This is a genomic window from uncultured Kiloniella sp. (assembly GCF_937128705.1).
Lineage (GTDB): Bacteria > Pseudomonadota > Alphaproteobacteria > Kiloniellales > Kiloniellaceae > Kiloniella.
This window is the reverse complement of sequence record NZ_CAKZMP010000221.1, coordinates 1-7,985: the sequence shown is the minus strand read 5'-3', so window position 1 is coordinate 7,985 and position 7,985 is coordinate 1. Positions and strand designations below refer to the sequence as shown.

General features: G+C 45.1%; 6 protein-coding genes. 2 read left to right on the top strand and 4 right to left on the bottom strand.

Annotation, left to right across the window (positions count from 1 at the left end; all coding sequences use genetic code 11):
- On the top strand, positions 1 to 656 hold a 656-nt coding region (locus Q0241_RS11605), incomplete at its 5' end, for a hypothetical protein (protein ID WP_299377521.1).
- A gap of 149 nt (positions 657 to 805) precedes the next feature.
- On the opposite strand, the gene Q0241_RS11600 is transcribed toward Q0241_RS11605, so the two are convergent.
- From Q0241_RS11600 to Q0241_RS11585, 4 genes are all read right to left on the bottom strand, one after another.
- The gene (locus Q0241_RS11600) at positions 806 to 2,335 is read right to left on the bottom strand and encodes a PAS domain-containing methyl-accepting chemotaxis protein (protein ID WP_299377519.1); all 1,530 of its coding nucleotides are present in this window, start codon (positions 2,333 to 2,335) and stop codon (positions 806 to 808) included.
- A gap of 354 nt (positions 2,336 to 2,689) precedes the next feature.
- Complete coding sequence (locus Q0241_RS11595; RefSeq protein WP_299377517.1) at positions 2,690 to 4,225, bottom strand: PAS domain-containing methyl-accepting chemotaxis protein; 1,536 nt, start codon at positions 4,223 to 4,225, stop codon at positions 2,690 to 2,692.
- 567 nt (positions 4,226 to 4,792) lie between these two features.
- Positions 4,793 to 6,007: a multidrug effflux MFS transporter gene (locus Q0241_RS11590; RefSeq protein ID WP_299377515.1), complete on the bottom strand. Its 1,215-nt coding sequence runs from the start codon at positions 6,005 to 6,007 to the stop codon at positions 4,793 to 4,795.
- 78 nt (positions 6,008 to 6,085) lie between these two features.
- Complete coding sequence (locus Q0241_RS11585) at positions 6,086 to 6,754, bottom strand: glutathione S-transferase family protein (protein ID WP_299377513.1); 669 nt, start codon at positions 6,752 to 6,754, stop codon at positions 6,086 to 6,088.
- 731 nt (positions 6,755 to 7,485) lie between these two features.
- On the opposite strand from Q0241_RS11585, the gene Q0241_RS11580 reads away from it, so the two are divergent.
- On the top strand, positions 7,486 to 7,985 hold a 500-nt coding region (locus tag Q0241_RS11580; protein ID WP_299377511.1), incomplete at its 3' end, for a PAS domain-containing protein.

Genomic DNA, 7,985 nt, shown 5'->3' with positions numbered 1-7,985 from the left:
GAAACGCTGGGCTAAACGCTGCGCCGAATGGTCTGTGGACAGTGCGGGTGATCAAGCGGTCGGGTAAGGACCTATCTGCACCACTTCACGCCCGCATTCAACGTGACGCTTCGCCTTTTGGGTATCCTGCATTGGGGCGGCAATCTTATTTCGATGATGGGGCCTATAGGGTCTATGATCGCGAAGGTAAGCTAGAGGTACAGGATAATCAATCCATCGTGAAACGTGCTGGGGCTTCTAATGGTCTTGCGACGGGTGAGGTGCCTGTTGTTGTTGGTGGTCATGTCGAAGAAACGGGGCGGGCGGCGCTTTACAGTGGTTACCAAACCACGGACGCCAGTCTGCCGGAACAATCCACCAGTCCTTTTGTTTCTGCGGAAAGTGATCGTAGTCCTGTTTTTCGCGGCGTGCGGGCATCAGGTGTTAATTCTGGTGTGTCAGTTGCGCTAGATGGCACATCGGTTGCCGCGCCGACAATCACCCGTGCGATTGCAAATGCCTATAAAACCGGAGTTGCAACCAACCCGGTTGATGAGCTTCAGGCACAAGCAATTGCCATCGAAGCAACCCGACAGGCCAAGGGATACTTTACGCCACTTGATCCCGATCGACAGGGCGTCGGGCGTTTTCCCCGTGGTGAAATTTACGGCAGTTAGGTGTTCGTTTGTCCGGGATACAAACAGCAAGGGCCAAAGATATAACCAGAGAGAAAGGCCTAATTAGAAGAGCTTGTAAAATGGACGACGTAAAAGGGCCGGGGAATTTCCCGGCCCTTACGATTTGAATTGGGTGTGATTTAAACGGTTTATTTTTTCAGGCTTCGGTACAGGTCGGTACCTTCGCGGGCAAAGTTATTGGCATTGTCAACGGCACTGGTGATTGACATCAAATTTTCGTTGACCTCACTGACCGCGGTTGCGGCTGATTGCATGCTTGATGCAATCTCACTGGATGCAGAAGTTTGCTGCTCTACCGCACCGGATACGGCCGTGACACTACCTTCGACTGATACCACGGCATTGCGGATACTGTTCAGGTTTTCAACCACGTTATCGCAGACGGATTGCATGCCAATAATTTCTGATGAAATTTGCTCGGTAGCTGTGCCTACCTGATTGGCCAGTGCCTTGACCTCGGATGCCACAACGGCAAATCCTTTGCCTGCTTCACCTGCACGGGCGGATTCAATGGTTGCGTTTAGGGCCAACAGGTTAATCTGCCCGGCAATGTCCTGAATAACACTGACGACACTGTTCATAGACAGGGCCTGTTCAGTTAGTTTTTGGGTGAGCTGATCGGCGTTTGTTGCTTCATCAATCGCTTTTTTTACATCGTTGCGCGATGTGTTCATGCTGCGGGCAATTTCACTGGCTGATGCTTGAAATTCTTCGGATGCAGACGCAACGGATTGAACAGTTTGCAAGGTGTCGGTCGAAGCAGAGCTTGCTGCGGATGATTTTTGGTTTGCGTCTCCTACGGCTTCGAGTATTTTTCCCAGATTATCATCAACAAGCTGGCCTACTCTGGTTGCTTCATGCCTATCCGCTATTTGTTGAGTGATATCCGTAGCAAACTTAACGACCTTAAACGGGTTGCCATCGGGGTCAAAGATTGGATTGTAGGATGCCTGTATCCAAATTTCTTTCCCGCCCTTTCCGATGCGTTTGTATTCAGCAGTCTGGAATTCACCCTGGCGCAAAGAAGCCCAAAATTGTTCATACTCTTTTGAGTTTTTGTACTCTTCTTCGACAAACAAGCGGTGGTGTTGCCCTTGAATTTCGCGCAGGTCATAGCCTACGGTTTTGAGGAAATTTTCGTTGGCATCAATGATGGTACCATCCAGATTAAAGGCAATAACCGCCTGTGATTTATTCACGGCATTGATCTGACCTTTATAATCAGAATTTTGCAGCGTTTGTTCAGTAATGTCGGTGGCGTATTTAATAACCTTGGTGACTTTTCCTGATGCATCGATTATGGGGTTGTAAGATGCTTGGATCCAGATTGGTTTACCGCTTTTTGTGATCCGCTTGTATTCAGCAGCCTGAAACTCTCCCTTTTTAAGGTTTGCCCAAAACTGTTTGTATTCGGCAGAGTTTTTATAGGCAGGGTCGACAAACATGCTGTGATGTTTGCCTTTTATTTCGTCTAGGGTATAGCCCAAAGCATTCACAAAATTTTTGTTTGCCGTAATAATCGTGCCATCGACTTCGAATTGAATGACAGCCTGAGATTTGTTCAAGGCATTCAAAATCAACGTCATTTCAATTTTGTTTAACTTATAACTTTTGGGCTGGTCCGCCGTTAACCGGGAGTTTTTACCAAACGAGAACATACGGGGTAATCCTTTCAAACTCTCTGTAATAAAATCTTAGAGAGCAGTCTTATTTACAGTGAAAAATATCAATGCGAGATAATATTTTTAACCAGGTTATTCGGCTTGTTGATAGTTAGTGTTTAAAGGTTAAATTTCGCTAAATTTTTTTTGACCAGAAAGCCTGTTCGCAGCCTTGGGCTTATGTCAGGTTCTGATCAAGGTACTTACCGTTGAAATTTCGGGTATGATTTATTGTTGGTCCGTCCTGTTTAAAGCCAAGTATTTTGCAGTGGCATCTTTTATACCTCGTATTTATTTCTTTGGTGAAAGTTTTAGGGTTTTAAAAGAACATAAAAGTGACCTCTATATCATTCATTGGGCGGCGGTCTGTTCGCCGACAGCCTGCGACACTGCGGTTACACGACCTTCAACCGATGCTACGGCGTTGCTGATACTGTCCAGATTAGTGTTAACTTCATTAACGGCCATTGCAGCTGTTTGAATATTTGATGCAATTTCACTCGATGCAGCAGTTTGCTCTTCTACGGCACCAGATACAGAGGTTACACTGCCTTCGACGGATTCAACGGCACCTCTGATACTGGTTAAATTTTCCACCACGCTGCTGCAAATTGATTGCATGCCGCTAATTTCAGATGAAATTTTTTCTGTCGCGCTTCCAACCTGATTGGCTAGTGCTTTGACTTCGGATGCGACGACGGCAAAGCCTTTTCCGGCTTCTCCGGCGCGTGCGGATTCAATTGTGGCATTTAAGGCAAGTAGATTGATTTGCCCGGCGATATCTTGAATAACGCTGACAACGCTATCCATCGACAGGGCTTGTTCGGTGAGCTTTTGGGTGAGGTCATCTGCTGTACGGGCTTCTTCGATTGCCTTTCTGACGTCATCTTGTGAAGCTGTCATGCTTCTGGCTATTTCCGTTACAGAGGCTTGGAATTCTTCAGATGCCGCGGCAACTGATTCGACCATTTGCAGTGTTTCTGTTGATGCTTGGGCAGCTGAAGATGACTGGTTATTTACGGCAACGACGGTTTCCAGTATTTTCCCCAAATTTTCATCGACGATTTGGCTGACCTTGGTTGCCTTTTCCCGATTGATAACCTGCTGAGTGATGTCGGTAGCAAATTTGACGACTTTAAAGGGTTTTCCATTCGGATCAAAAATTGGGTTGTAGGACGCCTGTATCCAGATTTCCTTGCCACCTTTGCCTATTCGTTTGTATTCGGCTGTTTGAAATTCTCCGCGCCGCAGACTTTCCCAAAACTGGATATATTCATCTGATTGCTTATCTTTTGGATCAACAAACATACTATGATGTTGGCCCTGAATGTCTTCGAGATTGTAACCAACTGCGTTTAAGAAGTTATCATTTGCATCAATGATGGTTCCGTCCAATTCAAACGAGATAACGGCTTGTGATTTCCCGATCGCGCTGATTTGACCTTTGTAATCTGCATTTTGCAATGTCTGCTGGGTAATGTCGGTTGCATATTTGACGACTTTAACGACTTTTCCCGATGAATTCATGATCGGGTTATAGGATGCCTGTATCCAGATTTCCTTGCCCCCTTTGCCGATGCGCTTGTATTCAGCGGACTGGAATTTTCCTTCGTTTAAGTCTGCCCAGAACTGTTTGTATTCGGGCGAATTTTTATATGATTCCTCTACAAAAATGCTGTGATGCTGGCCTTTGACTTCTTCTAGCGTGTACCCCATGGCCGCGAGGAAATTTTTATTGGCTGTAATGATTGTACCATCTGTTTGAAACTGAATAACAGCCTGAGATTGGTTTAAAGCTGATAGGATAAAGTCCATTTCTGCTTTGTTAAACTTACAGTTTTTGGGGCGATGGTCGGCAGTGCGAGACTTTTTACCAAGGTTGAGCATATCGTTTTGTCCTTTGCAGCCTTTGCCCTTTTTGAGGGAAAGGTTACGTTTAAAGGTATCACGTACAAGGCAACACAAACTGCTGATACCTAATGAGAATTGTACCAAACACAAAAATAGTAAGAGTCTAAGATTAACATTTATTGAACCTATGCGGGTTTTGTTTTTCAGTTTAGTGTCTTTATGCGTGTGCATGCCGAAATGTGCCAAGGTGGTGGGGCACTGGCAGGGATTAAAGTCTGTGTCAGGATATCTTAACAATTGGGACAGTTATTTTTGCAACGTTGTATAAAAAGCCCAGAAGGAGAATTTGAGGCTGATTTCTTTTGACAAAGGAAAGCAGAGAAAGCCGATATTCTTATAGAATTAAAAGGTAGGTAAAATTAAAGAATGCGGCAAAAAGTGGGGCCCATCATTAAGGGGGATATGATGGGCCCCGTTAAGTAGGGCCAGAATAATGCGAGCCCATACTTAATTAGATGATTTAGCCCTTCGTATCCTCTTTGCAGAACGAGGGAAAGCTAAATTATTACTTATTTTCGTCATATAAGTCTGAAATATGGAATATCAAGCGGGAAGTAAAATTCCGGCCTTACTACGCTTTGCCACCATGACTAAAATCAGTGCTGTGACCCCACAGAAGCAAAGGGCAAAGACCATGTGCATCACAGTTCCGTCATAGAGCCGACCGGCTGAGACAGAAACGGCCACGGCAACCAAACTAGAGATAGAGGCTATGACAGATGCGCCCAATCCAGCCATTTTTCCAAGGGACTGCATCGCCATGGCATTGATGTTGCCAAAGAGAATGCCAACCCAAAGGAAAATGAAGAAGCCATTGATCATAAAGACTGCAAAGGGCGGGATTCCATCATAAGGTAAGGCAAAGAAAAACAAAGTTGCTGTAAAGAAAATTAGAGCACTGAGAGCAAAAACCACCATCCTGTGCATGCCAAAGCGCATGACCAATTGTGAGTTGATCAAAGAAGAGAGAGCAACAGAAGAGGCTAAAACAGCAAAGTAGAGCGGGAAGTTATCGACCACACCATATAAGTCTTCGAAGATCGATTGGGATGTACTGACATAGACTAGCAAGGCCCCGAAAATCATACCGCCAGAAACCGAATAACACATGACTTTGCCATGCTTTAGAATGCGACCCGTGGATTGCATTAATTTTTTTGGCGACAGAGGTATTCGGTTTTCTTTTAACAGTGTTTCAGGCTGACGAATGATCAACCAAAATCCAGTCGAAACCGAAAGAACAAGAAATGAAAAGAAGATATATCGCCATTCAGCAATGGCCAAAACCATCTGACCAAAAGCAGGGGCAATCATCGGGATCATAATGAAAATCACCATAATAAAAGACATGATCCTTGCCATGGCTTCGCCTTCGTATTGATCCCGGATCAGGGCACGGGTTGCTATTTTCGGACCTGATGCCCCAATACCCTGAATAATACGACCAAGGATCAATACCTCGAAGGTGGAGGCTGTCATTGCGACAAGTGTGCCGCCAACATAAACCCCGACACCCAGCAAAATTGCCCCTTTACGGCCGATGGCATCTGATACTGGACCAATAAAAAGTTCACCAAAAACCATCCCGAAAATAAAAAGAGAGATAATTAGCTGACTATCAAGTGGATCGGAAATGGCAAGATCAGCACTAATTTGTGGCAGGGCAGGCAGCATTGCATCAATGCTTAGCGCTGTAATAGAGGTGAGCAAGGCAAAAAGAATGACAAACTCGGGTAATTTTAAAGGACTTTTATTCATAATAATACGTTCTGATCTTTATGGTTTAAGGCCTGAAATGCCAAATGGGTTGATGGCATCTTCAGGTCCGAGCCGAGGCTAATGCCGCAGGGCTCGTTGTACAGCGGGACGGTCTTCCATACGTTTGAAATGCGCATTGACGCGTGGAAAGGCAGTGATATCAACACCGTCACCTTCCAGCCAACGCGCGATTGTATAGAGATAGGCGTCACAAATGCTGTACTGGTCGCCCAGCACCCATGGCTGGCCGAGATATGTTTCTTCAATCATCGTAAAAAGAGAAGACATGTTTTCAGGTACTTTGGCGCGCATGTCATCCTGTGAACTCTGGTTATTTGCCCAACGTGCGCCGCGAAATCTGTGCGCATGGGCAACGTGAACCGTTGAACAGAGAAAGCTGTTGAACGACTGCATCTGGGCGAGGGCAAAATGATCGGCAAGTGGGGCCAGATTTGCTTCTGGATACCGTTGAGCCAGATAAAAAAGGATCGCAGGCGTTTCCGTTATGACACCGCTGTTGCCTTTAGAGTTTACGGGTACATTTTGTTTTCCAGCAATAAGATCTGGTTCTTTTTCAACAATGAGAGCTGGCACACGTCCTTTGGGGTTAAGCCGCAGGTAGTCCGCTTTATGCTGTTCACCATCCGCAAAGGATACTGTTTTGATTTCGAACTCTGCATCTGTTTCTTCCAGTGCGATGCAAGAGGCCAAAGAACAAGCACCCGGTGCGTGAAATAGTGTCAACATACGAACTCTCCATTTTGTCACTCTGTGTGTCAGAGTAACTTTCTTTAGGCTGCTCTTTTGCCTGATCGCAATGTAAGGGCAGTGACTTGGTTTAAAACTGAACAGCATGCAGCCGCCCGGTTTTGAGCCGGATTAAGCACCTTCTAACAAGGGAAAATCCGTGATCAAAACAGTGATCATCCGTCGCTGTGGCATTGGTCATTAACGGTGGACCAAGGAAACAGAGTCCAAGCTTTACCCCAAAAAAAGCAGAGCGCCGGAAGGTTTATGTGTTTTAGGTTCTGGCCGGGTATCCGTATCTGGTACGATCTTTTCAAGACCCCTTGGGGCCTTGTTAAGTCTCAGTGCTCGATATCTGATGTTGGATATCCGGTCGCTTTTCTGTGTGAGTTACAAAAAAATCATAAAAAATCATTCTGTGGTCACACAGTTACTTTATGTGAAATGTGGAAATATAAAACCACCCCTTTGAAATGAGGTCAAGAAAGAAAATTAACCTGTATGATTGTAATGCTTTAATGCTCTACATCCTTTTGTTGGCGCTGAGTTAGGCGAAAAATCAAAAACAAAGATTTATCTAAAATTTGAGGTAAAAAATGTTGTTAGCTTGCGTAAAATATCTATAGGCTGCATGGAACTGATGACGGGGGTAATCAGGGTGGGTTACTGGGAAGAAAACCCGGTAGCTTATTAACTCAGTACCAAAGTAACCCGGACATAGGTAAGGTTCAGTGAAAATAAGAAATGCCAGAAATCGCCAGTTTTATGATTATTGGCAGGGGTTAGAGAGATCGGAAGGCTTTGATATGCCGAACCGAAGTTCCTTTCTCCCCGAAGATATTCCCTCACTTTTACCCAATATTATTGTTTACGAGCTGATTTCCCGGGATGACATCAAAATCCGGTTGCAGGGTACTGCGATCAATGAACGTTTTGGGCATGATATGACCGGGGGGAATTACCTGGATTATGTCGAGGATGATCGCAAGCGGATTGCATCTGATGCTTTTTGGTTAATGGCAGAACAACCTTGTGGTGTCTGCGCCCTCCTTGAACATGCCTTATCAAGCGGGCGTAATATTACTGTTGAATCAATCGGCTTTCCGCTTCGAAATGATATCCCCAACCTTGACGGCAGCGACCCTAACCCGATTATCGTTTATCAAAGTAACGAAATTGATGATCTGGACCCTTTACAATTTCAATCTGATGAACGTTTGAAATTAATTCT

Excerpts from the sequence above, each read along its gene's own strand:
- Q0241_RS11600 (WP_299377519.1), bottom strand. The coding sequence starts at position 2,335 with ATGTTCTCGTTTGGTAAAAACTCCCGGTTAACGGCGGACCAGCCCAAA.
- Q0241_RS11595 (WP_299377517.1), bottom strand. The coding sequence starts at position 4,225 with ATGCTCAACCTTGGTAAAAAGTCTCGCACTGCCGACCATCGCCCCAAA.
- Q0241_RS11590 (WP_299377515.1), bottom strand. The coding sequence starts at position 6,007 with ATGAATAAAAGTCCTTTAAAATTACCCGAGTTTGTCATTCTTTTTGCC.
- Q0241_RS11585 (WP_299377513.1), bottom strand. The coding sequence starts at position 6,754 with ATGTTGACACTATTTCACGCACCGGGTGCTTGTTCTTTGGCCTCTTGC.